Raw genomic sequence first — 26,923 nt, 5'->3', positions numbered from 1 at the left:
GGAGGAGGGGAACGTTTTTTAGCTTATTTCCAAGTCAATTAATTATTGACCAGAATAAATACACATAACTGTAATTATATGAATTTTTTCAAGGGGGGGATGGTTTACAGTTGTGCTGAGATATTATTAACGAGCATTGCAGACAGTAGATCATCCGCGACAGGTTGAAGAGGTACTGATATTATGCAAAAGCCAATGTAAGTGATTTTTGCACAAAGGAAATTTTAAAACTTTTTTAGTTGTCTTGAAGCAGGTAATAATTCCCTTTTTATTGAAATAGTGTAGAAAAGAAGGGAGGTTGTATAAAAGTGGAAAATCATAAGATTGAATACCAACAAGGCGAATATATTAAAAGTAATACACCAGTTGAAACCAAATCACTTTCCGTTTACGCTGATATTCCTTTAAGAATAGTGCAGAAGGATAAAGGAGGCAATCATCTTTATTCCTCTGATATCATATTTGCAGAGAACAAAAATCAGGAATTAACTTTGGACGAAGATACAAAACATATAGATGTAATAGCTCTAGAAAGCGGAAAGTCTATTTATCCTATTACTGTATCTAATTATTAATATCTATATTTAAAGCATCCCAACAGGGGTGCTTTTTTATTTGTGTGGATAATTGCCATACTAAACCTAATGCGGAGGTAGTTTTTTCGGGCAGCCCTACGAAATAAAAAAGTAAAACTTATGAAAAACAGCTCGCCGATATGGATATACGATTAAAATGAAGGATTAAGACTAACTCTCTATCTCACAGAAGATGTGATAGCTATAGACAGTAGAGATGACTAAACACCGATAGCATCAGCTTAGCCTATAAATATTGGCGTGGAGAGTATGAAGAATAGTAAGTATCTTATAAGATTAAATTGAAGGCTCATTTTTGGTTTTTTAGTCATATAGAAGGAGGTATATGGAATTATTATGTAGAAATAGATATAAAAGGGGAGAAGTCTAATGAAAAAGGTATTATTATTGTTCGGTTTATTTTTACTATTTGGTTGTGGAGTGGTAGAAACTCAAGGTGCAAAAGAAGAAGAAGGTTTGACTGAAGCGGAGTATGGTGCAAAGTTAGAACAAATTTCAACTGACATCATAAATAGTGGAGCAACGGCTGAGGAGATGCTAAATACTTATTCACAACTATGGAGTATTGCAATTGAACGTGACATTACAAAAGATGATCTTAAAACCGTATTAAATATATCCGTTAATGACATGGAAGAGTATTTCAACTATGATTTTTATGATCCACTACCAGTATCTACAAAAGGTGATTTTGATACGGTGATTATTGGAACTGAAAACTTCTATAATGGGACTGGTAAAGTGGAGGAATTGCAAAGTGGTTCTTCTAATATTGAAAGTGATTTAAAGGAATTAAATGATCCACCTGAACAATTTCAGAAGGTTTATGATGAAACGCTGGAATTGTACGGTAATTATAAAGAGTTTGTTTCTTTAGCAGAAAGTCCTACTGGCTCATTACTGGAATTTAATAAAAAGTTTAGTGAATTATCTACTGATATTTTAAGCAGTGTAGACAAGATTGAAGTTATGATGCCGAATATTGATTAATATAAGGGGGGCTTATCATTAATTGGAGAAGTGATTTTAAGTAACAGGCAAAAAATGAAGCACCTATCGGAAATGATGAAAGTAAAATAGTAGATGTGTCTATAATGAGCGATACTATAAGGTGAAAACAGTATTGTCACTGTAACGCTTGTAGAATGATTTTTGCAGCTTTTTCCAATACCGGCGCTCTAGGCTCTTTAAATCTATTTGGTACTAAATTTATCACCATGTTATCTTGATTCTTGATACAATATTCTGGAAAGGATGTGTTGAGATCATGGATTCGTGGGTTCAAATCATTACAGGTCTATTTACATTATTAGGGGGAATAAGTGGGGGTTGGATAACTTCCTATGTAAATGGAAAAGCACAAAAAGATAAATTATCGATTGAATTCTCTAGAGAACGTGAAAAAGAGAAACAGCTAAAAGAAGAAGAAAAAATGGAAATTTATAATAGTGTATTAAAAGTTGATGGAGAGCATATTATGGTAACTCATATTGGTGGTCATTTTACAGAACTGGATACAAAAATATACAAAAGGGAAATCAGACCAATTCTATATCAGAAATTACACTTAATTAATAAAGATGTAGCCAACACCCTGTGGGCTATTGATAATAAACTTGCTGAATGCGAATTTAATGAAGATATTGAGCCTGAAGATGATTCTTATCTTTCCAATGAGTATTGGACTTTAATTGAGAATATTAGAGAGCATATTGATGATTACCGAGATAAAAAGGCTAGGGAGATATAGTAAGACTTGAATTAACAGATGTCATTATTGGAGTATTCAATTCAAGCTTTGTTAGTTCTCCGGCACATATTCAAATTTAAGATACTTTTCTTCCTTGTCTTTACGGAAAGAATTAATAAAAAACTTCATAAAAGTATCACTTGCAATTTTCAATTCTAGGGAAGTGTTTAAGGGGTATGTTGCAATTAAATATTTGTGCATTGCAATCAGTAGATTATCCGGGAGAGGTTAAAGGTAATATGATGCAATGGTCGATGTACTGTTTTTGGAATGGGTTTGTAGATGGGGGCTGTATCACCGCAAGCTCCTTTTCATATATAAATTAATCGGTATCTCCATTATCATTTCCAAATACTTCATCAAAAGTGTAGTAGTTACCTTTTGCTATCTCTCTTTTTGCCCTTTTAATATTTTCAATTTCGATTGGTGTTAATATATCCTTATCCCACGCAAAATCTTTTAACAATTCCAATAGGTCATCTAAGTCTTTACCATTTGTACTATCTACAATTACATGAGCAATTTTGCGCTTTTCCATTTTTATTCATCTCCTAATGAATTAGGATATAACAGCGGCTGTTTAAGCCGCTGTTATGCCCTTTGCAAAAAAGTAAGCTCACTCATGTACCCTAACAAAGTTCCTGAGTTGGCTACATAGCAATAATATCATAAATCTATATTGTTTATATAGGTATTTGTGACTAAATTTATTAAATAGTGTTTAATTAAGTATTCGTTTATGGTAAAATTACTAGCTATTTTTAATGTATGTATATGTTCGTTATAGAAAATTCCCCTTTTAGAGTGAGGGAGCATTCTGTAGATTAGTCTTATTTGAGATAGAGGACATGTACATTACCTTAAGTGGAGCGGCATTAACTGCCTTTAATGAAGACGGACTTAAATAAAGTTACTACGCCAACTAATAAGCTTGTGGAAGAGGTTTATTTACAATGCCCCTATAAGATTTCTAACGATGCATTAAGAAGTTTTAGGAATTTAGTGACTGAACACGAATTAAGTCAAGAAATGAAACTGGAATTTTTTTCATTCTAAAAAATTTATAAAAATACAACGGTTCTTAATTAGCTCCTCAAGACCTCTTTTATCGTTGAATTGGTAGTAGTATGAAAGAGTTTTATTGAACTCTTCTAATAACTCTTTGGGAAATGTAACAATTCCTAAACCATTCATTATTAAAAACTTATTTGCATTGATTACACTTGTGCGTTTATTACCGTCCCAAAATAACTGTGATTTCATTGCCCACAACATAAATGATATCGCTCCATCTATGTTTCTTTCTTTGAAGAAAAATTTTCTTATGATCACTTCCACTTCATTTTCATTAGGTATCGGCGGCTTATAATTTGTACCAGTTATCCCGACCTGCCCCCATCTTAATACTCCCCATTCAATGCTTTCATTATATGCAACGAAGCGGTTCACATTTTTAATGAAGGTTAAATCCAAAGGTATAGATATATTGTCTAACATGTACTTCCAAGCATATATAAGGTTCAAGACTTTTTGTAAATCGTCTACACGCACACCTGAAACAGACTGTCCCTGTAATAATGTAATGACTTGTGAATGTGTAACAGGTACTCTTTCTAAAAGAGCACAATTGTAAACTAGAGTAGGTAATGATTTTTCAGCTAAGGATAAATTAGCTTCAAAGGAGAGGGCATTTTTCTTCATAGTGTTAAACCCCTTTATATATCGTTAATTTAATCATAATAAGGAAGATAAGTTTGAACAACCTTTTTATATAGTTTTTTATTTAAAAAAGCGGATTGGTAAATAAAGGGTATATGAGTACCGATTATTAGTAAATTAACCAGATTATTGGTACTATAAATTTAGAAAAAGATATTTTGGTCAACTTGATGATTACACTTTATTTTGTGGCTAATTGATATCGCTAAGAAGAATGCGATGGAAGCAGGTCTTGGGGATTTGATTTCGTGGAAGCAAATGCAGATCAGTGATTTCAATCCGAAGCAGGATAATGGCTATGTTGTGTCTAATCCTCCTTATGGAGAGCGGATGGGCGAACGTGAAGAAGTGGAGCAGATGTATCGTGATCTTGGGACAATCATGCGCGATCATCCTTCCTGGAGTATTTACGTGTTGACTTCCCATGAAGGCTTCGAAAAACTATACGGGAAACCTGCTACGAAACGCAGAAAGCTCTTCAACGGATTCATCAAAACCGATTATTATCAGTATTTCGGAAAACACGTTCGATAAAGGGGAGATGAGATTTTGAGTCAGTCGACAGAAGGAAAATTCATGGACCTATTGAAAGAACAATCCTCCTATGGGGAAGCAATCGGTTTAATGGCATGGGATATGCGGACAAAAGCTCCGAAAAAGGGGATAGAAAGCCGTTCAGAAGTACTAGGCGTCTTATCGCAAAAAGTTCATGAAATTCAAACTTCTGCGGAAATGCGTAGTTATATTGACGAGTTAAAAGGAAAAGTGGCTGATCCTATTGTGCAGAAGTCATTAGAAGAAGCGGAAGAAACCTATGATAAAACGGCAAAAATTCCTACAAAGGAGTACCGTGAATACGTCACTTTACAATCCAAAGCGGAATCAATGTGGGCAGAGGCAAAAGAAAACGATGATTTCGAAAGTTTCCGCCCTTACTTAGAAAAGCTTGTTGAATACAATAGGAAGTTCGCTGATTACTGGGGCTATGAAACCCATCGCTATGATGCCCTTTTACACAATTATGAACCAGGGGTTACAGTGGAAGTTCTGGATGAAGTGTTTCCTAAAGTGAGAGAAGCATTGACGGAATTATTGCAACAGATCCAGTCAGCTCCTGAGCAACCTGATCCCTCGGTATTAGAAGGACATTTTCCGAAGATGGAGCAAGCTCAGTTCAGTGAAGAAATATTGAAAAAAATGGGGTATGATTTTGACGCAGGCCGATTGGATGAGACTTTACATCCCTTTGCAATCGGTTTGAATTCTAATGATGTCCGGGTCACGACGAAATATGATGAAAGTGACTTCCGCACTGCGATATTCGGCACGATCCATGAAGGCGGTCATGCCCTTTATGAACAGAACATTGATGACAAATTAGCATTTACGCCGCTGGCAACAGGTACATCCATGGGGATACATGAATCCCAATCACTTTTCTGGGAGAATTTCATTGCCCGTAGTGAAGGGTTTTGGAAGAATCATTATGAGCTATTTCAAGAATATGCTCCCGTACAATTCAAAACACTTTCATTAGGTGAATTCTATCCAGCCGTCAATGAAGTAAAACCTTCTTTAATTAGAATAGAGGCCGACGAATTGACGTATTGTCTGCATATTATGGTGCGGTATGAGCTTGAAAAAGCTTTGATTGCAGGTGAAATTGAAGTGAAGGACCTACCAGAAATGTGGAATCAGAAAATGGAGGACTATGTGGGCATCAGACCTGAAAGCAACGCAGAAGGCGTCCTTCAGGATATCCACTGGTCTGGCGGAGATTTCGGTTATTTTCCTTCTTATGCATTAGGATATATGTACGCTGCTCAATTGGAAGCACAAATGAGAAAAGAACTGGACGTTGATCAATGTATAGAAAAAGGTGATTTCCAACGAATCAAAGCTTGGTTGACAAAGAATGTCCACCAATACGGTAAAATGAAAAAACCGTTGGAAATCCTTCATGATGTAACTGGCGAAGGCCTTAATCCAGAATATCTAATTGAATACTTGACGAATAAATACAAAAATATTTACAAGTTTTAATGCATAAAAGATGGGAGCAGTTCACGAGGCCACTGAAAAACCCTTCTTAATCTAGAGGAGTTGTTAAAGCTTGTTGTTGCTTCTCACGAATCGCTTGTCGGTGGATGTTTGCCGCGGGCACGGCCTCAGCTAACTTGGTCAAGAAGACCACTTGACCAAGTGGACCTTCGGCTCGCGCTGTTCCCGCAGGCATCACCACCGAACGCTCATCGTGGAATCAACGAGGTCCACCTAATAAGAGTGATTTTCTTTGATTTAAAATCAAAGAAATCACTCTTTTTTCCTTGTACATTGAAAGAAGCCGATGTGAACGATAAAATCGTCCACATCGGCTCCTTTATGAATAACTCAAAAAGTTCTAGTTCATCAGTGGCCTCGCAGCTCACTCCTATCTTTTTTACTTTACTCAATTTAATCAGATGGACTATGAAAGTTGTGATTTTCGATATTGAATGATTATATCGGATAACTTGGAGTTCTCCAGAAATAATAGTAAATACATAATCCTGAATAGAAATAATTAATGCTTTATAATGGATGAAAGTTGTTGGGGAGTCTCAAATTCATGGAGTGTAAAACGATTGACAACTCAGCGGTTCTGCTTTAACATCATAAAAGCGATAATACGCATAAACTTACTTGGTTTTAGGAGGAGTAGTAATGAAGAAATCTGTATTAATCTTAACTTTTATAGCTATGGCATTGGTATTGATCGCCTGTGGTGGAAATCAAGAAGAACAATCGTCATCAGGTGATTCGAATGATAAAGAGTCCGGGGACCAAACTCTCCTTGAGCAAGTTAAGGATAGTGGAGAACTTGTCATAGGAACAGAAGGCACCTATCGTCCGTATACTTACCATAATGAAGAAGATAAATTGACTGGCTTTGATGTTGAAATTGCAAGAGAAGTTGCTGATCGACTAGGAGTCAAAGCTGTTTTTAATGAAACGAAGTGGGATTCGATGTTTGCGGGGTTGAATGCTGAGCGTTTTGATATGGTAGCTAACCAGGTTGGGATTACTGAAGAGCGCCAGGAAAAATATGCTTTCTCCGATCCTTATATTCAATCATCTGCTGTCATCGTCACTCACGAAGAAAACGACTCCATTACTAGCTTTGAAGATTTGGAAGGGGTAAATACAGCTCAATCGATGACAAGTAATTTTGCTGATATTGCCAGAGAGAATGGAGCTGAGATCACAAGTGTGGAAGGGTTCAATGAATCCATGCAAATGCTTGCCACAAAACGGATTGAAGCTACTGTGAATGACCGGTTGTCTGTATTGGATTATAAGAAGCAGCGACCAGACACCCCTGTTAAAATTGCAGCTCGACAAGATGAAGCTTCTAAAAGCGGGCTTTTATTCAGGCAGGGCAATGATGAGCTTGTACAAGCTGTAAACAAAGCTTTACAGGAAATGAAAGATGACGGGACGTATTTGGAAATATCTAAGAAATGGTTTGGCGAAGATGTATCTAAGTAATATATTCACGAACCCAGCAATGCAAGAAAGGTATATGGATATTTTAGTCAGCTCTTTTCTCCCTTTGGTGAAAGGGGCTTTCTATTATACGATTCCATTGACCTTGATAACGTTTGCTATCGGGCTGATTTTGGCAATAATTACAGCTTTAATGAGGCTTTCCAGTGTAAAAGTTCTCCAAGTTATTGCACGGATTTATGTTTCCATCATCCGTGGAACTCCGTTATTGGTACAATTGTTCATCATATTTTTCGGTTTGCCATCCGTGGGAGTAACCATCAATCCGCTTTTTTCTGCAATTATCGGATTTTCTCTAAATATGGGCGCTTATAATTCTGAAATCATCCGAGCTGCCATTCTGTCTATACCGAAAGGGCAATGGGAAGCAGCTCACTCCATAGGTATGACGAATTTACAAGCTTTAAGAAAGGTGATTTTACCGCAAGCGACAAGAGTTTCTATACCACCTTTATCCAATTCATTTATCGGCTTGATCAAGGATACCTCTTTAGCTTCTACGATTACCTATACAGAAATGTTCAGGAAAGCACAGGAAATCGCTGCGCAAAATTATGAATTTTTACTCGTTTATACCGAAGCTGCTATGATCTACTGGGTCATTTGCGTAGGACTATCCTTTGTCCAGGACAGCGTGGAAACTAGATTAGAAAGATATGTTGCAAAATAGGAGGATTCGATGATTACAGTCAAAAGCTTAAACAAATATTTCGGGGACTTGCATGTGTTAAAAGACATCAATATGGAAGTAGACCGGGGAGAAGTGGTTGTCGTCATCGGGCCATCGGGGTCCGGCAAAACGACGTTGCTCAGGACATTGAATATTTTAGAAACACCTGAAGAAGGGGAAATTACGATAGGTTCTCGATTCATGAATTTCGCCCGACCTGTACAGAAAAAACAAGTAGTTGAATTCAGAAAGCAAACCGGGATGGTCTTTCAAAACCATAATCTTTTTCCACACCTGACTGCACTGGAAAACGTGATGGAAGGGCCGGTAACTGTGCAGAAAGTAGCCAAAAGTAAAGCGAAAAAAAGAGCTTCTGATATTCTGACGAAAGTCGGTTTGGGCGAAAAACTGAATGTTTATCCGCATCAATTATCTGGCGGGCAGCAACAGCGTGTAGGAATTGCTCGCGCCCTTGCTACAGGTGTTGAAGTGATTCTATTTGATGAGCCGACTTCTGCTCTGGATCCTGAACTTGTCGGTGATGTTCTTGATGTAATGAAGGAATTAGCAGAAGAAGGGATGACTATGGTAGTCGTCACCCACGAAATGTCATTTGCTGAGGAAGTCGCTGATCGTGTGCTGTTTATGGATCAAGGAGAAATTGTTGAAGAGGGTTCTCCTGAACAAATCTTCCATAATACTCAGCGCCAAAGAACCCAGCAGTTCCTGAAGAGAATTCGTAAGTGATTCGGAAATGTTTCTCTGTAAAAAATCATGGAAATTTGGTACTTTAAACAGCAAAGCAAAAACCCCGACGGTAGCCGTTGGGGTTTTAACTTGAGCGATCATATTTTTTTAAGATAACTCTTTCATCATGTCAGGTGCCAGCAGCCCTGCATCTTCATAGAGTTGTCCGAGTTGATCATTGAATTCTTTGAACTTTTCTTCTGCTTTTGAAAGGTCAGCTTCTTCAGCATTTTCCTCCAAGGCACTTGCAACTTCTTCGTAATACGATTGAAGGGAAGTCAAGGAATCTTCGAACTGTGTTTTCATTTCTTCAGGCAGTTCCGTTTCAACTGTATAATCCTTGGCAGTTTCTGCAGCTTCTTTTGCTGCTGATTGAGCCTCTTCACCTGCAGATTTGATTGCTTCAGCATCTGGTTCCTCAGCAGAAACTTCTGCTTGATAGCCAGCTATTTTCGATTGATATTCTTTGAAAGTGTCTTTCAGTTCCATTTGAGCATTAAGTAGTTCTTTTTTAACGTTTTGCCCATTGTTGTCTTTACTTTCATCAGTCTCTTCTGTGTTATTGTCTGTGTCCCCGTTTGTATTCTCTTCAGAAGAGTCGCCATTACATCCTGCTACTACAAGCACACTAGTAAGACCTAGCGCTAGCAACCATTTTTTCATATAAATGCCCCCTTTTAATACTTGACGTCCTAATTTTATTGTAATCTTGTTGTAATGTAAATAATTAGCAAAAATGTTATAATATACAGAAAATTCCTTCGTTTGTGAAAATGGAAGGATCGTTCATCATTACTACTTAAAGAAAACTCCATCAAATAAAATAGGGGGCTATTATGTACTTACCAAGTTTCAGGTTAGACGAGAAATTATCAGTGATTACCGGAGGGACGAAAGGGATCGGAAAGGCAATTACTTTAGCTTTTGCAGAGGCAGGTTCCGACGTCATCATAATTGCCAGGAATGAGGAGGACCTTTCCAAGGCTAAGGAAGAAGTGGAAGGGTTGGGACAGGAAGCCTACACGATTTGTAAAAATATTAATCAGTATGAAGAGATCAAGCAGGAAGTCGAGTCGATCAGAGGAGGTAGACCCCTCGACATTTGGGTGAATAATGCCGGCATGAATATCCGTAGTGAAGCTGAAAATGTTACAGAAGAAGAGTGGGATACTATTGTGTCCACTAATATGAAAAGTTCTTTCTTTTTATCCCAGTATGCAGGCTTGGTTATGAAAGGTGAAAAACAAGGGAAAATCATCAACATTTCATCTGTTGGGGGCCACACAGCGCTTAGAACGGGAGTGGTTTACGCCATGACCAAAAGCGCTCTCATTCAAATGACAAAAAATTTGGCGATTGAATGGGGCAAGTATAATATAAATGTCAATGCCCTCGGACCGTGGTATTTTCCAACCTCATTAACAGAACAGTTGTTGCAAGATCAAGACTATGTCCAGTCGATCCTCGATCGGACACCGCTCAATCGGATTGGAAAATTGGAGGAATTGAGTGGAGCTGCTGTTTTCCTGGCATCAGATGCGGGGAATTATATGACGGGACAGACATTGTTCGTAGACGGTGGGATGACAATTTATGGATTTTGATTGAAGTCAGCGAGTTATTCATGCTCTTTTGTATCACAGATCCAGACCATAAGAAAGAAGGCCCATTCAATACTGGATGGCCTTTTTTTCTTTTAAGCTTTCGTTTGTTTTTCTTCAATCATGAGTACGAGATGAAGAGTATGATTTTCTTGGAGATTCACAGGAACTTGAAAACCTCGTTTGAACCCGTGAACTTCAGCATTCCCTTCAATGACCGTCGGGGGAGTAATATCAAGTGAAAGATTTCGTTCAGACACATTCGTGGCTAAGTGGCCGGCGATCATGTTAGCGAGCTCTCCCGTAAATGAAAAAAGCATTTCGCCTTCAAGCGGCATGCCATACATTTTCTCCCCAACATAACCGAAGCTTGAGTTTGATCCTTCAATCATCAATTTGCCCGTCACATCACCTGTCACCCCTATTAAAACAGCGAGTTCGCTATTATTTTGAGGTTCGTGAAGAATAGAAGGTTTCTCTATTGTTAATTCAAAGGGCATGATGCTATGTACAGAATCTACACTTCCATTCAATACAGCTGTTATTGATTCACTTAAAGACACACGGATCCCCTCCATAAAAAGACATCAATAGACTTAGGTCAATCATATCACATTATCCCGCGATAATAGTCATATTTCCTCCGATTTCTGCGCATATTAACAAAAAGGAGGAAAACAATGCCATACATACTATCGACAGGAATTAAAGTTGCAGATTTCAGCTACCCCCAAGCAACAATCCAGCAATTCGTTTATGACCTTTTTCCATTGAAACGACATGAAAAAAAACGGCTGCTACCGATTTTTGAACATGCTGAAATCGATAAGAGACAGTTTGCTGCTCCTCTAAAGTGGTTTCATAAACCACACGGATTAAAGGAGAGAAATGATCTGTACCATGAAAAAGCATTACAATATAGTATTGGTGCGATCCGTTCCTGTCTATCTAATGAGGAGTTGTTGGAGCAGCACATTTCTCCTGCATCGATTGATCATATTCTCTTCGTTTCATCCACCGGCATCTCCACACCTACCTTAGATGCATACATCATGAATGAACTGGGTTTTCGTGAATCTACCACCCGTACACCACTTTTCGGACTCGGGTGTGCTGGTGGGACGAGTGGTGTGGCACGCGCTTATGAGTGGCTGTTGGGAAACCCAGAAAAAAACGTCTTGGTAGTTTGTGTCGAATTATGCAGCCTCACCTTTCAACCGGATGACTCCAGCGTAAGTAATTTTGTGGGAACTGCTTTGTTCGGTGATGGCGCTTCAGCTGTTCTTATTACAGGAGATAATTCGCAATTATTAAAACAGCGTACGGGTGCCGTGCCTGCTATTCTGAACTCGAATTCACGAACAAAGCGTCATAGCGTTGATGTAATGGGATGGAAGGTAGTGGATTCGGGATTTGAAGTAATCTTTAATAAAAGCATTCCAAGACTTGTCAAAGAGTTCTGGAGTCTCCATGCAGAAGAAGTGGTTCATCAAAACGGATGGACGATAGACGAATTTCCCCTCCTCATCGCGCACCCTGGAGGCAGGAAAGTATTAGAGGGATATGAAGAAGTTTTCAAACTAAAGGAAGGTGTGTTAGAGATTCCTAAGCAGATATTGGCGAATCATGGAAATATGTCTTCACCTACCGTCCATTTTGTATTACATGAGGCTATGAATAAACATTTGGAAAAAGGAACAAGAACAATTATGACTTCTCTTGGGCCTGGGTTCAGTTCAGAAATTGTAAGCTTGGAGTGGATGTGAATTGGATATCTTGTTATGGATGATTTTCGCCTTTCTCATTTTCCAAAGGTTAGGCGAGTTGGCATTAGCCGATCGGAACAGGAAATGGATGCTTGAACGAGGGGCTATCGAATCAGGGCAGGGCCACTATTTTCTCTTCGTTCTTCTCCATACACTTTTTTTCCTATGTCTCATGGGTGAATTTTTATGGACCACATATGTCTTTACGGCTTTTTTTTACTTAGCATTTAGTGCATTTCTTATCCTGCAAGCACTTAGGGTCTGGTGTATTCGGTCTTTAGGAAAAAGGTGGAATACAAGAATTTTAGTATTGCCAGATGAAGCCCCTATAAGGAAAGGCATATACCGCTATATAAAACACCCCAATTATGTCATTGTGTTTTTTGAGCTGCTTATCATCCCTCTATTGTTCCATGCTTATATGACTGCGGTGGTTTTTCCATTTTTTCATTTACTCATCCTGGCTGTAAGAATCCCAGCCGAAGAGCAGGCGCTCGAAAAAAGAGTATGAATATTCTGATAATTGTTGCGTGGACTGCATGGGTTTGCTATAATCTAATCAGTAATGAAAATCATTTTCAATTAGAAAGGTGAGAACGACATGCTATTGATCATTTTAATGGTAGTCGCTGTGTATAGTGGTTTGATGGTTTACCTTTTAGCTAAAATAGGGTGTACACCTGCGAAGTCTGTTATTGATGTCATCAGAGAAAGTGCTGGACGTTCTCAAGTGGAAAAGAAAAAAGCATATGAACGGACTTTTTCAGCCAGGTGAATCCACTTGGCTTTTATTTTTTGATATGATGAGATAAATGATGAGAAATGTCGAAAAAATAGAGGGACAGCTTATATGCCATTGTTGTAAAAGAAACGAACGTGATAGGATATAAGGAGTTGAAAGGGGAAAACGCAGTTACTCATGAATTCGGTAAGGAGCGACTTATGGATAAGAAGCATGCATTAGCCTATTTTCTTGAAGATTTGTGGACGAAAGGGTTTAAGTTAAGTGATGAAGATGTCCGGTTCATCTATTTTGGTAAAAATTCAACGAATGCTACAGAATGGAAAACGATCATCGCTGTCCGTACCACGTTGAAAGTCCAACAAAAATTCGACCCCAGCTTTTTCATCAGTGTCTTGGAACATATCGCAAAGCCACATATCAACAGTAAACGCCAAGCTTATCAATCCATAGAAAAGCGTTTATACTCCGCATCAAGTGGATAACAAAACCCAGCTCATCTTTGATCTGGGTTTTGTGTTTTTTGCAGACACTTCCTTGCAAGGCGGTCAGCATTTTTATTTTGCTTATCAGGAATCCACTTATAGAATACATATGGAAAAGCTTGTTGTAATAATTGAATACGTTGAAATAAAGGAGAGAATTTCACATTCTTCGTAAAGTTATTTTCCATTGTATCCACCGCTACTTTAGAATCGGAACGGATGGAGAGGATTTCACCGGGGAACTGTTCTTGACAGATTTCCAACGCACGGATAATCGCCAAAAATTCTGCCTCGTGATTTGTCCAGGTTCCTAAGAAATATTGATATTCATGGATGGTTTGCTGGTGCTTTATGACGATTCCGGCTGCACTTAATCCCGGTTCTCCGCTGCACGCTGCATCTGTATAGACTTCGATCACGACAATGCCCCCCTTATTCTGAATGCTGTATTTTTTTGGCTGCATAAAAGAACGGTGTGTCCAATGCAGCAACGATAAACTTAATGATATAAGTGGTAACAAAAATTTCAATCCACACGTTCATTGGGTAAAGACCGTAAAAAGCAATTAAACAGAAAATACTTGTATCCAGCAGTTGACTTATCATTGTACTGCCATTATTTCTGATCCATAAGGAACCATCACCCGGGAAGAGTTGCTTCAATCGGGAATAAAGCCATACATCAAAATATTGACTGATGATGTAAGCAATCATACTTCCAAGCGCAATCCGGGGTACAATTCCGAATAAAGTTTCTAAGGCAGGCTGGGCGATATCGCTCTCTCCAGGCGTAAACTGCAATGCCATTTGCATAATGACAGTCAGGATAATCAATGTGGTAAAACCCATCCAAACAGCTTTTCGGGCATCCTTCTTGCCATATTTCTCATTCAATATATCTGTAGCTAAAAATGCAGTACCATAAACAATATTGCCAAGTGTAGCATTCAGACCGAATATTTCCACAGTTTTTACGACTTGAATGTTCGCGATAACCGTAGACATCCCAATCCAGACGAACAGACCTTGTTTACCGAATATTTTGTAAACACCTAATAATAATCCGAAATTGATAATAGCGAATAATATCCATAACCATTCATTGGCCATTTTTAAATTTCCTCCTTAGTTTTGATGTCGCGGGAGGTTTCGAACCGCGGGTAATTCAAACCAACAGCCCTAAATTATACGATGGAATGAACCAGTTTGCAAGAAAGCCCTGATTTTCAAAGAAAAAAGCAACCTCCTTCGAGGTTGCTTCAGGATTTTATTTATTCTTTCACAACGTTGGCAGCTTGAGGGCCGCGGTCGCCTTCTACAATTTCGAAAGTTACGGTTTGACCTTCTTCTAGTGATTTAAAACCTTCTTCTTCGATGGCAGAGAAGTGCACAAATACGTCGTTTCCACCTTCGACCTGGATGAAACCGTATCCTTTTTCTGCGTTAAACCATTTTACTGTACCATTTTGCATAATAAGATCCTCCTAGAGCTTTCACGTAAAACGTGGAAAATTACAAATAACTGATGGAATTAAAATTTCCCATAGCCATGCGGCGGAAAAATAAATTCCGGAGCACTTCTATGGGAAAACACCTGTCATTTATGATTCCGATCACGTTATTTGCTTAGTAATAATATACCGTAATCAAAAAAGAGCGTCAACATTCTGACTATATTTTTTAGTGAAGATTATGGACAGAAATTTTGTGACAGGCATGGCTATTTCTCTTCTCTCGAGTGGGGTACAATATAAGTAGTTGATTAGGAAAGGGTGCATTGAAATGAAATCCGATATTGAAATTGCAAGCCAGGCTCAAATGAAACCTATCCGATACATAGCAGAAAAACTATCATTGACCGAAGAAGACTGGGAACCATACGGCCATTATAAAGCAAAGCTTTCTGATGACTTATTGGAAAAACTCTCCGATAGACCTTCGGGGAAAGTGATTTTGACGACCTCCATCAACCCCACACCTGCAGGGGAAGGGAAATCAACAGTGACAGTCGGTTTAGGGCAAGCATTGAACCACTTGAATAAAAAAGCGATTATAGCATTAAGGGAACCCTCCCTCGGGCCAACGATGGGGATCAAAGGTGGAGCTGCTGGAGGTGGGTATGCGCAAGTCGTACCTATGGATGAAATCAATCTTCATTTCACTGGAGACATCCATGCAATCACGTCTGCAAACAATGCTCTTGCGGCTTTTATTGATAATCATATCCAACATGGCAATGAACTGCACATTGACCCTCGTCGAATAGGGTGGAAACGCGTCATGGACATTAACGATCGTGCATTGAGAGAAGTCGTCGTCGGTCTAGGCGGTCCAGGCAAAGGAATTCCGAGGCAGGATGGCTTCAATATTACGGTAGCCTCGGAACTGATGGCTATCCTTTGCCTTGCTGCAAATTTACAAGACATGAAAAGGCGTATCGGTAAAATCGTCATTGGTTATACATATGAAAAACAACCAGTTAATGTTGAGCAGTTAGGTTTTGAAGGAGCCTTGACCCTTTTGTTAAAAGACGCCATCAAGCCGAATTTAGTCCAAACCTTAGAGAACACCCCGGCGCTCATCCATGGAGGTCCGTTTGCTAATATCGCTCATGGATGTAATAGTGTTATGGCTACTAAACTTGCTTCGAAATTAGGAGATTACGTGGTTACTGAAGCAGGGTTCGGTGCAGATTTAGGTGCAGAAAAATTTTTAAACATCAAAACAAGAGCAGCTGGCCTGGAACCGGATGCCGTGGTGATCGTTGCTACCATCCGCGCATTGAAAATGCATGGAGGATTGAAGAAAGACCAACTTAACTCACAAGACCTTGAGGCACTGAATAAAGGAATGGAAAACTTAAAAAAACATATCGAAACAATAGAGCAATTCCAGCTGCCATTTATTGTAGCAGTAAATAAGTTCCCTGCAGATACCCAGGAAGAAATAGACTTGCTGACAAAATGGTGTAAAAAACAAGGCGTGGAGGTATCTCTAGTCGATGTTTTTGCTGAAGGTGGCGAGGGGGGACTTGATTTAGCGGGGAAAGTCGTTCGTCTCTGTGAAGCAAAAACTACATCCCTTCAATATTCTTATGGATTGGATGATCCAATTGAATTGAAAATCGATAAAATCGCTAAGAAAATATACGGTGCTGGGAGTGTCGAATTCTCCAGTAAAGCAAGTGAGCAAATGGTTCAAATGGAACAATTGGGTTATGGAAACTTGCCTGTTTGTATGGCGAAAACACAATACTCACTTTCTGATAGACCTGAAAAATTGGGACGGCCAAGAGACTTTACGATTACAGTCAAGGAGTTCCACCCATCTGTAGGAGCGGGATTTATCGTCGCTCTGACAGGTGATGTAATGACAATGCCCGGTTTACCGAAGAACCCAGCAGCTCTCAACATGGATATCACAGAAGAAGGGGTCATCAAAGGGCTCTTCTAATATTCTTGTTGGTCATGGGTGGATGGCTTTTGCTACAATGTTTATGGTATGGATACATATGAAGAAGGAGGAAATAGTGTGACCGTTCAGATTGGTTTGACTGGATGGGGGGATCATCCTTCCCTATATGTGGATAAAGTAAAGCAGGAGAATAAGCTTTCAGAATACGCTTCACACTTTCCTGTTGTAGAAGTGGATACTGCCTTTTATGCGATTCAGCCTGTGACTCACTATCAGAAATGGTTGAAGCAGACACCTGCGTCTTTCTCATTTGTCATCAAAGCATTTCAACAGCTGACTGGCCATGACCGCGAATCACGATCCGCCCAGGAAGCACGTGATTTAATGAAACGATATGAAGAATCGATTCAACCCGTCTGGGAAGCTGGGCAAGTGAATGCACTGCTTTTCCAGTTTCCTCCATGGTTTGATGTTAAAAAGGAAAACATTCGGAAACTCCGCTATATTCGTGATTGGATGGAAGATTACCCGATCGCTTTAGAGTTCCGGAATCGAACATGGTTTCAGCCTTCCTATAGGGAACAGACTATAACATTCATGAAAGATCAACAATGGATTCATAGTATTTGCGATGAGCCTCAGGCTGGTGAGGGATCCGTCCCTCGAGTACTTATCCCTACTCATCCTGAGAAAACCTTAGTGCGTTTTCATGGCAGGAATATTCACGGATGGAATAAGAATGGACGAAAAGACTGGCGTGAGGTGAGGTTTTTGTATCGTTATAATGAAGAAGAGCTTACAGAATGGGCTGGCAAAATCAAAGAATTGAAAAAAGTTACTCCGGAAATCACCATGCTGTTCAATAATAATTCCGGCGGTGACGCAGCGGATAATGCCAAACAAATGCAAGAAATACTGAATGTTCATTATGAAGATTTAAACCCCAGACAAATGAATTTGTTTAATTTTCAGGAGGGAACATGAACAAAATTATTGTACGAGATGAAATTCGCAAGTTCGTAAAAAATAAGTTCAGGAAAGATTCCACAGGGCATGACTTTGAACATATGGCACGTGTAGCTCGCTGGTCAGATAGAATAGCTGAAGATGAAGGGGCAGATCGTTTCTTATGTGAAGTCGCCGGCTGGCTTCATGACGTCGGAGATCCGAAGTTGTTTGTAAACCCTGAAACGGCCCTGGAAGAAAGAACCCAGTTATTAAAAGGGCTGCTTTTCAACGATGAAAACATCGACCACATTAACGGGGCTATTGAGACAGTGTCATTCAGTAAAGGGAAAAAGCCGATGACGCTGATGGGGAAAATCGTCCAGGATGCAGATCGTTTAGATGCAATCGGTGCTGTCGGAATCGCCAGAACGTTTGCCTACGGAGGTGCCCGTGATCAGCCTGTTTATAATCCGGATGATAAAAAAGGACATTCGATCGGCCACTTCGAAGAAAAACTACTAAAACTATGTGAGTTGATGAATACAGATAGTGGAAAACTGGAAGCAGAGCATCGACATGCTTTCATGGTTGAATTTTTAAAGGAGTTTAATCGCGAACAGAATACAAAATACAGCATAGAGGAGAATGGCTATGACTAAAAATGAACAAGCCTATTTGGACTTGTGTATGCATGTCATGCAAACAGGGGCTGAAAAACATGACCGGACCGGGACAGGGACCTATTCAGTATTCGGTCACCAAATGCGATTCAATTTAGAAGAAGGATTTCCTTTGATGACAACAAAGCGCGTGCCCTTCAAACTGATCGCAAGCGAGCTGCTTTGGTTTCTCAAAGGAGATACGAATATCCGCTATCTCCTCCAGCAAAACAACAACATTTGGAACGAATGGGCATTCCAGAGATGGGTGGAAAGTGAGGAATACGAAGGGCCGGATATGACAGATTTCGGCCGGCGAAGTCAGCAGGATCAGGAATTTAAAGCCGTTTATGATGAACAGATGAGTATTTTTAAACAGAAGATTTTGGATGATGACCGCTTTGCTGATGAATTTGGTGATTTGGGAGCGGTTTATGGAAAACAATGGCGCCATTGGCAGACAAGCCGGGGAGATACGATCGATCAATTGAAAAATGTGATTGAAAGTATTAAACATAACCCTGATTCAAGAAGACATATCGTGACGGCATGGAACCCTGAAGATGTGCCATCAAATATGGCTCTGCCTCCGTGCCACGCTCTTTTTCAATTTTATGTGGCTGATGGGAAGCTCTCCTGTCAACTGTATCAGAGAAGCGGAGACATCTTCCTTGGAGTACCCTTTAATATAGCGAGTTATGCCTTACTTACCCACTTGATTGCCCATGAGTGTGACCTTGGTGTGGGAGAATTCATTCATACACTTGGGGATGCTCACATTTACAGCAACCATACGAAGCAAATTAAAGAACAACTATCACGGGAGCCCGGTTCACTCCCGAAATTATTATTGAATAAAGAAAAAATAAGTGTTTTTGATTTCGATTTGGAGGATATTAAAGTGGAAGGCTATGATCCTCACCCGAGCATAAAAGCACCTGTAGCTGTTTAGTAAGGTGAAGAAAAGGAGAGGGAAAGATGATTTCTTTTATTTTTGCAATGGACCGAAACCGTTTGATCGGGAAGGATAACGATCTCCCATGGCATATCCCGAATGATTTTAAGTTCTTCAAGGATATGACTTGGGGCAAGACAATCATCATGGGAAGAAAAACATTTGAATCTTTCGGAAAGCCGCTGCCAGAGCGTGAACATATTGTCATTACTCATAATGAGGAATATAACCGTGAAGGCTGCACAGTGATTCATTCTATTGATGAAATTGTGCAGTTGGAAAGGGACGAGCCGGAAAGAGAATGGTTCGTCATCGGAGGCAGCGTACTTTTTGAGAAAATGCTTCCTTATGCCGACCGGATGTATTTAACTTTGATTGACGATGAGTTTGAAGGGGATACGTACTTCCCTGCGTATAATGAAGCAGAGTGGGAACTCATCTCAGAAACAAAAGGGAAAAAAGACGAAAAGAACCCATATGATTACTATTTCAGAACTTATGAGCGGAAGACTTCTTGATGTCTGCAGGCACAGTGTGTGGAGTTGTCCTTAACGGAGGCGGTTCGACGCGGATGGGAAGAGATAAAGCAGATTTGCTTTTAGGAGATGTACGTGTGCTCGATCGTATTACATCAACCCTTTCGAGTATTACTTCTCAGATTGTTATCAATCAGAATCAGGAGTCGCATCTGTTGTTTCCTATTATTGAAGATCGATTCGATGACGCTGGCCCACTCGGGGGGATTCATGCTGTGATGAAGGAGCGGGGGGAGGAGTGGTTCCTTATAACTGCTTCAGATACGCCTTTCATAAGTGCAGAAGTTTATCACTCCATACTGCGTTTTCGGGAGCAAGACAGAGATGCGATTATTCCGGTCTTTGAAGGGCGTATTCATCCATTATCAGGCCTTTATAATCGCCGTATTTTACCAGAATTGACTGGATATCTTGAAAGTGGGGATCGTAAAGTTGCAGGGTTACTTGAAAAGATCAACACCTATTACATGGAGGAGTTACTAGATATTCCTGAAAGTGATGTGTCTCGCCATTTTTTTAATATGAACACTCCCGAAGAATATGAGCGTGCGGAAGAATTATTGAAAAATGGGAGCAAATAGAGACATGGCTTGGGCGGACGTGGTATGATGGGGAAGAAACAGGTATTTCATGAACAATTTGTGTCCTTGTTTTAATTCGAATGCTACTCTTGTATAATAGTCGATAGAACCATTAAAAGGCGGTGAATTTACATGCTGTCAAGTATCGGAATACCAGGACTGATTTTGATATTGACCATTGCTCTAGTCATTTTCGGACCGAAAAAATTACCGGAAATCGGTAAAGCAGCGGGGGATACATTGAAAGAGTTTAAAAACTCAGCCCGTGATCTTACAGATGAAAGCAAGGAAGAAAAGACGGAGAAATAACATAGTGAAGTTTTTGAACACATAACAGATGGAGTGATCAACCATGTTATCAAGCATCGGTGTACCAGGTCTTATTTTAATTCTGATCATTGCACTAGTCGTCTTCGGCCCTTCAAAACTGCCTGAAATCGGAAAAGCATTCGGCAGCTCTTTGAAAGAATTCAAAAAAGCCACAGGAGACATTATGTCTGATGATGAGAGCAATAAGACTGAGAAGAAAAACAAAGAATAAATGAATAAAGAAGGTGTAAGGGACGCCCCTTACATCTTCTTTTTGTCAGGCTCATCAAGGCCTGGAGGTGAATGCATGTCTGAAGAAAGAATAACAGAAGATATTGAGATGAACGTAACGGATCATTTAAGTGAATTAAGGAAAAGGGTCATCTGGACACTTGCATTCTTCATTCTATTTTTCATTGCAGGTTTCCTTTATGTCGAACAAATCCAAACCTTCTTCATTAAAGATCTTCCTTTTGAATTGAATATGACAAGTCCTGGGGAAATCATTTGGATCATCTTTACGATTGCAAGTATTGTGGCCATCATAGGTACATTACCAATTCTAGCCCTGCAGTTATGGTTATTTATCAAACCAGCTTTGACACCTAAGGAGAGGCGGGTTTCCCTATCCTATATTCCTGCCATTTTCCTGTTGTTTTTAGGTGGATTAACATTCGGATATGTCATATTCGTCCAGTTGATCCTGCCGTTTCTTTTGTCCTTGAACGATGGAATGTTCAATGAGATTTACACGGTCGAACGTTATTTCCGTTTCCTGTTCAGGGTGACGATTCCTTTTGCAGTACTTTTTGAGATTCCTATTTTAACGATGTTTTTGACCAGTCTTGGTATCGTTAATCCTGTCTTTTTAGTGAAAGTCAGAAAATACGCCTATTTCGTTCTAATTATCATTGGTACAATCATCTCCCCACCAGATTTCATTCTTCAGCTGGTGGTTGCTGGACCACTGATCATTTTATATGAAATCAGTATCGTTTTATCGAGGATCGTTTACCGGAAAAAAATTAAAAATCACCGTGAATTCATGGAATCCGATTAATATAGAAGAATCCTCTTATATAGAGGGTTCTTTTTCTTTAGAATTGGATTCTTATCTTTTGATGATACGAGTTTATCGTGATAAAACTAAGATAGATATAACCGAGGAGGAAAATTACGATGAGATCTTTTTATCATTATATGATGCGTTACCGTGGAAATCGCACAGATGATGAAGAAAAGCAATTAGCCGAGTGGATGTTCGGAGATCACAGCTTCCCGAAACAAGCCAAAACTTACGATGAGATCAGTCGCTATTTAGAGTGGAATGCTCCCTTTCCAAGTGCGCTTTCTGCTTTCGACCGTCTCTATGAAATGTATAAAATGGAAGAGGACTGAATGAGGAGAGGTGTAAAAATGAAACTATTGCATACAGCAGATTGGCATTTGGGTAAAATTGTCAATTATGTACATATGACAGAAGATCAAAGGTCTATTCTGCATCAGTTTATCCAAATCGTAAAAGAAGAAAAGCCTGATGCCATTCTTATTGCAGGGGATTTATATGACCGATCCATTCCACCGAAACAAGCGGTAGAATTACTGAATGATACACTCACCACATTGATCAATGATTTTCAAATTCCGGTCCTGGCTATTTCCGGTAATCATGATAGCCCGGATCGACTCCAATTCGGCAGTGAGCTCTTTCGTAAGCAAGGTTTATTCTTAGATACAAAATTAAAGAAAGAACGGCAGCCCGTAACTCTTTACGATGAACACGGGCCGGTACATTTCCACCTGATTCCTTACATAGAACCTGCTGAAGTGGCCTATGTTTTTGAGGATAATGAAATTAAATCCCATCACCAGGCAGCGAATAAGTTGGTACAGGACATCCAAAACCGCTTTGATATGAAAGAGAGGCATGTATGGATCGGCCATGCTTTTCTGGCTGGTGGCATGGAATCAGAGTCAGAAGAGCGTCTTTCTATGGTCGGGGGGAGTCCATATGTAGATGCGAATTTATATAAAGACTTCCACTACGTCGCTCTTGGACACCTTCATCAACCCCAGCGTGTCACTCGCGAGTGGGTGCGGTACAGCGGTTCTATTTTAAAATATTCTTTTTCTGAAGTGAACCATCAAAAATCAGTGACAATTGTAGAAATGGATGAGGCAGGAAATAATGAGATTCAACAAATACCTCTTACGCCACAACGCGACTTCGAAGTGATTGAAGGTTATTTCGAGGAATTATTAGCAGGGGGCGCAGCTGAAAACCCTGAAAATTACCTACATATCCGCCTATTGGACGATGGACAATTGGTCGATCCAATGGGCAAACTCCGTCAAATATATCCGAACATCCTTCACTTGGAGAGACGTAAATCGAGGACGAATCCTCGTTTGGATGAATTGAATCAAATGAAAGAAAGACAAAAATTATCTCATCATCAATTATTTGCTTCGTTTTATGAAGATATCAAAGGGTCTCAACTGCCCGCTGCACGTAGAGAGCTGATAGAAAAAGCTGTACATCACATAAAAGAAAAAGAAAGGGGGCAATAAGGTGAAAGCTCTATCTATAACCATGGGCGCATTCGGCCCATACCGGGATAAACAGACCGTAGATTTCACCTTTTTAGGCGAGGAAACGATATTTCTGATTACAGGTCCGACTGGAGCAGGTAAAACTACGATCTTCGACGCGATGTGTTTCGCGTTATATGGTCGTGCAAGCGGAAGTGATCGTGATCAGGATACTATGCGAAGTCATTTTGCCCCTCCAGACGAACCTACATATGTAGATTTTCAATTCGAATTACGCGGCAAAATGTATCGTGTAGTCCGTATGCCTAAACAACAGAAGAAGAAAGAACGGGGAGAGGGCTGGAAAGAAGAACCGGCACGTGCAGAATTATATATGACACATGAGAATTCAGAAAAGCTGATTGCTTCTAAAATAAAAGAAGTGAATGAGCATATTGAAGAGATCATGGGACTTGATTACGAACAGTTCAGAAAAATGATTATGATCCCACAAGGGGAATTCCGGAAACTCATCTCTGAAAATAGTAAAGAGCGGGAAGAAATACTACAAAGAATATTTAAAACGGAGTTTTTCTCTCAACTCACGGACTATTTCAAAAAACATTCTAAAGAATTGGAAAAAGAAATTCAGCAATTCGAATGGAAAATAGAGCAGGAGATCAACAAAATCCAATGGGGAATGGACAGTGACCATGCAGTAGAAAATGAAGACCTCTCTAAAATAAGGGAACGCCTTAAACAACGGATCGACTCTCAAGAAAAGCTGGTTTCAGAAGAAAAGGAACACTTAGATCATTTAAGACGAAAATCAGACAAGTTACAAAAACAGCTTTATGAAATGAAGCAAACCGCTGAACTTTTTGAGGAAAGGGATGCATTACTTAAAGAGAAATCTGAGCTCGATGAAAACAGAAAGCATATCGATCGATTAAAGCATGATGTTTCCTTAGCGAACAACGCTGCAGAAGTTTTCCCATATGAAAAACAATACGAAGAGCGTAAACAGGAGTTCAATCAGTGGAAGAAGAAACAGAAAGAAAAAGAGGAAAGATTAGTTCAAGTAAAAGCTGATTTCGAAGAGCTTGAAAACAAATATAGAGCAGAAATGGAAAAAGAGGAAGAGCGGCAGCAGTTAAAAGTAGAATGGGATAAGAAAGTTGAAGAAAAAAACAAGCTGGATGAATTTCTTCAATTGGCAGATAAGCTTAACCATGCTGAAAAAGTTATGGAAGAGAAGAAAAAGCATTCAGAATCACTTCAGGCGGAGCAGGCACAGCTCGTGAAGAGGAAAAAAGAACTGAGATCAAAGACTGCAGAAGAGCGAACGGTAGCTCAAGCTCAATTTGAGAAAAAAGAAGAACGTCAAAGACTTCAAACCAGAATGCAGAGCCTTGGTCAATTAGATGAAGAGTGGGCAAAGTTGAAAAAAATGCGCGTGAATTATCAAACATTCATGAAGCAATTCCAACGGATTAAAAAGAAACAGGAAGATTCAAAAAAAACTTACGAAGTTGCCTTAGAAGAAATCAGAAAACATCACGCATACACATTATCCTTGCAGTTGGAGCCAGGTGATCACTGCCCTGTCTGTGGATCAAAAGAACATCCTTTTCATGCGGAAAGACCTTCTAATATCATTGATGAGGAGGCGCTGGAGAACTTAAAGCATACGTTCGAAAAGGCGGATCGTGAGTATCAAAAGGCTCAGGACAATGCGGTGAAAGTGAGGTCTGATGGAGAGAGCCAAAGGCGAATTACCGAGAAAGTGTATAGAGATTTGGCAGAGCATGTGGAAGACTTGAATGATGAAGCAATCTCAACAGCCATGAAGCAATGTCAAAAAGAGATGAATGAGTTGGAAAAAGTCAGTCAGGAGCTTGAGAAAAAAGCGAATGATATTTCCTCTGCAGTTAAGCAATTGGATGATCTGGAGGAGAAGGAACAACAACTCCAAGTTAACATTGAAAAGGTCCGCAACGAATTTTATGAGAAACAGCAGGAATTGACTTCACTGGAATCCGATCATAAAACGATGAAGGAAAAATATCCATTCTCCTCCACGGATGCACAGGTCCTCACTGACGAAGTGAAAAATAAAGAGAAGGCATATCGAAAGGCATTGAAAGATTGGGAAGAAATTCAAAAATCATATACAAACAAACGCGATGAATTTCATCAAATGCAGACAATGGTGAATGAGGGAGACAAGTATTTGCAAGAAGCTGAAACGACACTGGCTCAAAGAGAAGAGGAATTTGATCAAACGCTTGTTCAATTTTCCTTTACGTCCGTAGAATCATATCATAAAGCACTTAAATCCACAGAAGAATTAGAGGATTTAACTAGTAAAATAGAAGTCTACCAAAAGCGGATTGACCTTGTTGCTGCACGATTGAGAGAACTTGACAGGAAACTGGAGCATCAATCAAAACCTGATATTAAAGAGATTGAACAAGAATGGAATGACATTTATGAGACCTTGACCGCCCAACAGGAAAAATTGAATGAAATGAATATTTCCTTGCGACAAAACCACACCATCCAAGATAGCTTAGCTACTCTTGTGGAAGACCAGGGTGAATTGGCAGCACGGTATTATGATATTGCAGAATTGTCACAGCTCGCCAGTGGGGATAATCATCTTCGTCTATCATTGGAACGCTATGTCCTAGCTTCATTTCTGGATGAAATATTGGTACAGGCTAATCTGCGTTTAGATCAAATGACTGACCACCGCTACCAGCTTATACGGAGTGATGCTGTTGCAAAAAGAGGAGCACAAAGCGGACTCGATCTGGAAGTGATTGATCACCATACAGGTCAACAGCGCTCGGTAAGAACACTCTCAGGCGGGGAGGGATTCAAAGCTTCTCTCAGTCTTGCTTTAGGTATGGCTGATGTTGTCCAATCCCATGCTGGCGGGGTCCAGCTTGATACATTATTCATCGATGAGGGATTTGGAACGTTGGATGAACTATCGTTGGAGCAAGCCATCGGTTGTCTCCGCAGTTTGCAGGATGGGAACAGGATGCTGGGCATCATTTCCCATGTGCCTCAATTGAAAGAAGAAATACCGGCGAAATTGCAGATTGATTCCGGCCCGAAAGGTTCAACGGTCGCATTTGTATTTCAGTGAATTTCCGTTTAAAAGTCAGGGGGATTTGAAGCAATATTCCCCAGTTATACTCGGAGATCAATATTAAGCGCCTATCATTCGCAAAAAGCTAAGCGACTTTTCACAACTATCGAGGACTCTCGCTATTATCTGTCATTTACTGACGTCGCTTTGAATGGAGGCCTGTCATATCCTGCGCTTGCCCGGGAAATATCAACACGAATAAATAGG

The 26,923-nt window shown here is 39.7% G+C and carries 32 protein-coding genes and 1 pseudogene; 25 read left to right on the top strand and 8 right to left on the bottom strand.

Annotated features, from left to right (window positions below; translation table 11 throughout):
• The first annotated feature begins 308 nt into the window (after positions 1–308).
• The 3 genes from ACTWPX_RS04845 (at position 309) to ACTWPX_RS04835 (ending at position 2,346) form a co-directional block, all read left to right on the top strand.
• On the top strand, positions 309–575 hold the full coding sequence (locus ACTWPX_RS04845) for a hypothetical protein (protein WP_443118724.1): 267 nt from the start codon (positions 309–311) through the stop codon (positions 573–575).
• Positions 576–965: 390 nt separating this feature from the next.
• Positions 966–1,586: a hypothetical protein gene (locus tag ACTWPX_RS04840; protein ID WP_443118723.1), complete on the top strand. Its 621-nt coding sequence runs from the start codon at positions 966–968 to the stop codon at positions 1,584–1,586.
• A 277-nt stretch (positions 1,587–1,863) separates the two neighbouring features.
• A complete protein-coding gene (locus ACTWPX_RS04835) occupies positions 1,864–2,346 on the top strand; it encodes a hypothetical protein (RefSeq protein WP_443118722.1) in 483 nt (160 codons plus the stop codon).
• A gap of 322 nt (positions 2,347–2,668) precedes the next feature.
• Here the strand turns inward: ACTWPX_RS04835 and ACTWPX_RS04830 are convergent, their stop codons facing one another.
• The gene (locus ACTWPX_RS04830; protein WP_443118721.1) at positions 2,669–2,884 is read right to left on the bottom strand and encodes a hypothetical protein; all 216 of its coding nucleotides are present in this window, start codon (positions 2,882–2,884) and stop codon (positions 2,669–2,671) included.
• Between the two features lie 509 nt (positions 2,885–3,393).
• Positions 3,394–4,047, bottom strand: a complete 654-nt coding sequence (locus ACTWPX_RS04825; protein WP_443118720.1) for a hypothetical protein — start codon at positions 4,045–4,047, stop codon at positions 3,394–3,396.
• Positions 4,048–4,257: 210 nt separating this feature from the next.
• Here ACTWPX_RS04825 and ACTWPX_RS04820 point away from each other — a divergent pair.
• Both ACTWPX_RS04820 and ACTWPX_RS04815 read left to right on the top strand, forming a co-directional pair.
• Positions 4,258–4,599: pseudogene (locus ACTWPX_RS04820) on the top strand (class I SAM-dependent RNA methyltransferase); the annotation flags it as partial.
• A 42-nt stretch (positions 4,600–4,641) separates the two neighbouring features.
• Positions 4,642–6,108 (top strand): carboxypeptidase M32, encoded by a 1,467-nt coding sequence (locus tag ACTWPX_RS04815; protein ID WP_443118996.1) that lies wholly within the window; start codon positions 4,642–4,644, stop codon positions 6,106–6,108.
• A gap of 46 nt (positions 6,109–6,154) precedes the next feature.
• Here the strand turns inward: ACTWPX_RS04815 and ACTWPX_RS04810 are convergent, their stop codons facing one another.
• Complete coding sequence (locus tag ACTWPX_RS04810) at positions 6,155–6,307, bottom strand: hypothetical protein (protein WP_443118719.1); 153 nt, start codon at positions 6,305–6,307, stop codon at positions 6,155–6,157.
• Positions 6,308–6,768: 461 nt separating this feature from the next.
• Here ACTWPX_RS04810 and ACTWPX_RS04805 point away from each other — a divergent pair, with 461 nt between their 5' ends.
• Genes ACTWPX_RS04805 through ACTWPX_RS04795 form a run of 3 tightly spaced genes read left to right on the top strand, consistent with a single transcriptional unit; the run spans position 6,769 to position 9,028 of the window.
• Positions 6,769–7,593, top strand: coding sequence for an amino acid ABC transporter substrate-binding protein (locus ACTWPX_RS04805; RefSeq protein WP_281975492.1), 825 nt, complete (start codon positions 6,769–6,771; stop codon positions 7,591–7,593).
• The gene (locus tag ACTWPX_RS04800; protein WP_443118995.1) at positions 7,580–8,281 is read left to right on the top strand and encodes an amino acid ABC transporter permease; all 702 of its coding nucleotides are present in this window, start codon (positions 7,580–7,582) and stop codon (positions 8,279–8,281) included. Before ACTWPX_RS04805 ends, ACTWPX_RS04800 begins: the two co-directional genes overlap by 14 nt.
• A gap of 9 nt (positions 8,282–8,290) precedes the next feature.
• Positions 8,291–9,028 carry an amino acid ABC transporter ATP-binding protein gene (locus tag ACTWPX_RS04795; RefSeq protein ID WP_443118718.1) on the top strand — a complete coding sequence of 246 codons (738 nt, stop codon included), beginning with the start codon at positions 8,291–8,293 and terminating at the stop codon, positions 9,026–9,028.
• A gap of 108 nt (positions 9,029–9,136) precedes the next feature.
• On the opposite strand, the gene ACTWPX_RS04790 is transcribed toward ACTWPX_RS04795, so the two are convergent.
• Positions 9,137–9,691 (bottom strand): hypothetical protein, encoded by a 555-nt coding sequence (locus tag ACTWPX_RS04790; RefSeq protein ID WP_443118717.1) that lies wholly within the window; start codon positions 9,689–9,691, stop codon positions 9,137–9,139.
• Between the two features lie 173 nt (positions 9,692–9,864).
• On the opposite strand from ACTWPX_RS04790, the gene ACTWPX_RS04785 reads away from it, so the two are divergent.
• Positions 9,865–10,632, top strand: coding sequence for an SDR family NAD(P)-dependent oxidoreductase (locus tag ACTWPX_RS04785; protein ID WP_443118716.1), 768 nt, complete (start codon positions 9,865–9,867; stop codon positions 10,630–10,632).
• Positions 10,633–10,724: 92 nt separating this feature from the next.
• Here ACTWPX_RS04785 and ACTWPX_RS04780 read toward each other — a convergent pair whose 3' ends face one another.
• Complete coding sequence (locus tag ACTWPX_RS04780) at positions 10,725–11,192, bottom strand: chemotaxis protein CheX (protein ID WP_443118715.1); 468 nt, start codon at positions 11,190–11,192, stop codon at positions 10,725–10,727.
• A gap of 117 nt (positions 11,193–11,309) precedes the next feature.
• Between ACTWPX_RS04780 and ACTWPX_RS04775 the strand changes: the two genes are divergently transcribed.
• The 4 genes from ACTWPX_RS04775 (at position 11,310) to ACTWPX_RS04760 (ending at position 13,622) form a co-directional block, all read left to right on the top strand.
• A complete protein-coding gene (locus ACTWPX_RS04775; protein ID WP_443118714.1) occupies positions 11,310–12,395 on the top strand; it encodes a type III polyketide synthase in 1,086 nt (361 codons plus the stop codon).
• Between the two features lies 1 nt (position 12,396).
• The gene (locus ACTWPX_RS04770) at positions 12,397–12,906 is read left to right on the top strand and encodes an isoprenylcysteine carboxyl methyltransferase family protein (protein ID WP_443118713.1); all 510 of its coding nucleotides are present in this window, start codon (positions 12,397–12,399) and stop codon (positions 12,904–12,906) included.
• Positions 12,907–12,996: 90 nt separating this feature from the next.
• Positions 12,997–13,170 (top strand): hypothetical protein, encoded by a 174-nt coding sequence (locus ACTWPX_RS04765; protein WP_443118712.1) that lies wholly within the window; start codon positions 12,997–12,999, stop codon positions 13,168–13,170.
• A gap of 167 nt (positions 13,171–13,337) precedes the next feature.
• The gene (locus ACTWPX_RS04760; RefSeq protein WP_128522593.1) at positions 13,338–13,622 is read left to right on the top strand and encodes a DUF6123 family protein; all 285 of its coding nucleotides are present in this window, start codon (positions 13,338–13,340) and stop codon (positions 13,620–13,622) included.
• A gap of 11 nt (positions 13,623–13,633) precedes the next feature.
• On the opposite strand, the gene ACTWPX_RS04755 is transcribed toward ACTWPX_RS04760, so the two are convergent.
• The 3 genes from ACTWPX_RS04755 to cspD all read right to left on the bottom strand — a co-directional run bounded on the left by ACTWPX_RS04755 (position 13,634) and on the right by cspD (position 15,094).
• Positions 13,634–14,041 (bottom strand): ribonuclease HI family protein, encoded by a 408-nt coding sequence (locus ACTWPX_RS04755; RefSeq protein ID WP_443118711.1) that lies wholly within the window; start codon positions 14,039–14,041, stop codon positions 13,634–13,636.
• A gap of 13 nt (positions 14,042–14,054) precedes the next feature.
• Entirely contained in the window at positions 14,055–14,732 is a 678-nt protein-coding gene (locus ACTWPX_RS04750) for a queuosine precursor transporter (protein ID WP_128522595.1), read from the bottom strand.
• A 161-nt stretch (positions 14,733–14,893) separates the two neighbouring features.
• Entirely contained in the window at positions 14,894–15,094 is a 201-nt protein-coding gene (gene cspD, locus ACTWPX_RS04745) for a cold-shock protein CspD (protein ID WP_281975500.1), read from the bottom strand.
• 310 nt (positions 15,095–15,404) lie between these two features.
• Between cspD and ACTWPX_RS04740 the strand changes: the two genes are divergently transcribed.
• The 12 genes from ACTWPX_RS04740 (at position 15,405) to ACTWPX_RS04685 (ending at position 26,713) form a co-directional block, all read left to right on the top strand.
• Positions 15,405–17,075, top strand: coding sequence for a formate--tetrahydrofolate ligase (locus tag ACTWPX_RS04740; protein ID WP_443118710.1), 1,671 nt, complete (start codon positions 15,405–15,407; stop codon positions 17,073–17,075).
• Positions 17,076–17,153: 78 nt separating this feature from the next.
• On the top strand, positions 17,154–18,020 hold the full coding sequence (locus tag ACTWPX_RS04735; RefSeq protein ID WP_443118709.1) for a DUF72 domain-containing protein: 867 nt from the start codon (positions 17,154–17,156) through the stop codon (positions 18,018–18,020).
• Positions 18,017–18,643: an HD domain-containing protein gene (locus ACTWPX_RS04730; RefSeq protein ID WP_443118708.1), complete on the top strand. Its 627-nt coding sequence runs from the start codon at positions 18,017–18,019 to the stop codon at positions 18,641–18,643. The genes ACTWPX_RS04735 and ACTWPX_RS04730 overlap by 4 nt, the downstream gene beginning before the upstream one ends.
• The gene (locus ACTWPX_RS04725; RefSeq protein WP_443118707.1) at positions 18,636–19,595 is read left to right on the top strand and encodes a thymidylate synthase; all 960 of its coding nucleotides are present in this window, start codon (positions 18,636–18,638) and stop codon (positions 19,593–19,595) included. Before ACTWPX_RS04730 ends, ACTWPX_RS04725 begins: the two co-directional genes overlap by 8 nt.
• A gap of 26 nt (positions 19,596–19,621) precedes the next feature.
• Positions 19,622–20,116: a dihydrofolate reductase gene (locus ACTWPX_RS04720; protein WP_443118706.1), complete on the top strand. Its 495-nt coding sequence runs from the start codon at positions 19,622–19,624 to the stop codon at positions 20,114–20,116.
• On the top strand, positions 20,116–20,715 hold the full coding sequence (gene mobA / locus ACTWPX_RS04715; protein ID WP_443118705.1) for a molybdenum cofactor guanylyltransferase: 600 nt from the start codon (positions 20,116–20,118) through the stop codon (positions 20,713–20,715). The genes ACTWPX_RS04720 and mobA overlap by 1 nt, the downstream gene beginning before the upstream one ends.
• A 132-nt stretch (positions 20,716–20,847) precedes the next feature.
• A complete protein-coding gene (locus ACTWPX_RS04710) occupies positions 20,848–21,024 on the top strand; it encodes a twin-arginine translocase TatA/TatE family subunit (RefSeq protein ID WP_443118704.1) in 177 nt (58 codons plus the stop codon).
• A gap of 43 nt (positions 21,025–21,067) precedes the next feature.
• Positions 21,068–21,256: a twin-arginine translocase TatA/TatE family subunit gene (locus ACTWPX_RS04705; protein WP_128522604.1), complete on the top strand. Its 189-nt coding sequence runs from the start codon at positions 21,068–21,070 to the stop codon at positions 21,254–21,256.
• A 75-nt stretch (positions 21,257–21,331) separates the two neighbouring features.
• Positions 21,332–22,084 (top strand): twin-arginine translocase subunit TatC, encoded by a 753-nt coding sequence (gene tatC, locus ACTWPX_RS04700; protein WP_128522605.1) that lies wholly within the window; start codon positions 21,332–21,334, stop codon positions 22,082–22,084.
• A gap of 119 nt (positions 22,085–22,203) precedes the next feature.
• Positions 22,204–22,422 carry a YozE family protein gene (locus ACTWPX_RS04695; RefSeq protein ID WP_128522606.1) on the top strand — a complete coding sequence of 73 codons (219 nt, stop codon included), beginning with the start codon at positions 22,204–22,206 and terminating at the stop codon, positions 22,420–22,422.
• An 18-nt stretch (positions 22,423–22,440) separates the two neighbouring features.
• On the top strand, positions 22,441–23,595 hold the full coding sequence (locus ACTWPX_RS04690; RefSeq protein WP_443118703.1) for an exonuclease SbcCD subunit D: 1,155 nt from the start codon (positions 22,441–22,443) through the stop codon (positions 23,593–23,595).
• 1 nt (position 23,596) lies between these two features.
• A complete protein-coding gene (locus ACTWPX_RS04685) occupies positions 23,597–26,713 on the top strand; it encodes an AAA family ATPase (RefSeq protein ID WP_443118702.1) in 3,117 nt (1,038 codons plus the stop codon).
• The last annotated feature ends 210 nt before the right edge of the window (positions 26,714–26,923 follow it).

The organism is Halobacillus sp. H74 (assembly GCF_052246715.1).
In the GTDB taxonomy this organism is placed as follows: domain Bacteria; phylum Bacillota; class Bacilli; order Bacillales; family Halobacillaceae; genus Halobacillus; species Halobacillus litoralis_A.
Note: the sequence above shows the minus strand (reverse complement) of the source record. Positions and strands in the feature narration are given on the sequence as shown.